The organism is Maribacter algarum (ex Zhang et al. 2020) (assembly GCF_005885635.1).
GTDB classification, from domain to species: domain Bacteria; phylum Bacteroidota; class Bacteroidia; order Flavobacteriales; family Flavobacteriaceae; genus Maribacter_C; species Maribacter_C algarum.
In genome coordinates, this window is record NZ_VATY01000020.1 from 1 (window position 1) to 621 (window position 621).

A 621-nucleotide genomic window follows, 5' to 3' on the forward strand; every position below is an offset into this window, starting at 1 on the left:
CGTTGTGTGCAATTTAAAAAATGAAAAATATCTTAACATTCATATTACTAATATCCCTTTTCGGTTGCGAATCAAAGATTGACGGATTTTTTTTTATCACAAACACAAGTCAAGACCAATCTGAAGTTCCATTACGACTAATTGTGGATAATGATACGATTTTTGACCAAAAAGTAAAATGGACAAATATCAGACCTGATTTACAATATGTTGAGGAAAAAAAACTTACGAAAGGAAAACACAAAATCATTTTTGAAGTTACGAACACAGGACTAAAACGGATTGAAAACATGGAATTTGATAAGGACAAATGGATTTTCGTTTCATATGGTTACAAAAAACCCGTTGATTCTCTCAAAAGAATTGAATTGGACAAAAGTTTTGACGGCATTAAATATAAGGATTCCACTTTTGCAGATTTTTATAACGGAAGAAAGCCAAGTTTGACTTTTCATATTATGGAAACTGAACCAATCCATCAATAAGAAAACTGCACACAACAAAACCTATAATTAATTGCTTGGGATTTTCCTGCGGAAAATCTAAGCATTTTTACTATGTTTAGGGTGCGACGGGAAATCCTACGGATTTCTGGCCGCAACTAATCATAGCCGAACCGTT

General features: G+C 33.0%; 1 protein-coding gene. It reads left to right on the forward strand.

Features of this window, described 5'->3' with window-relative positions:
* Positions 1–20: 20 nt before the first annotated feature.
* Complete coding sequence (locus FEE95_RS22045) at positions 21–485, forward strand: hypothetical protein (RefSeq protein ID WP_138660200.1); 465 nt, start codon at positions 21–23, stop codon at positions 483–485.
* The last annotated feature ends 136 nt before the right edge of the window (positions 486–621 follow it).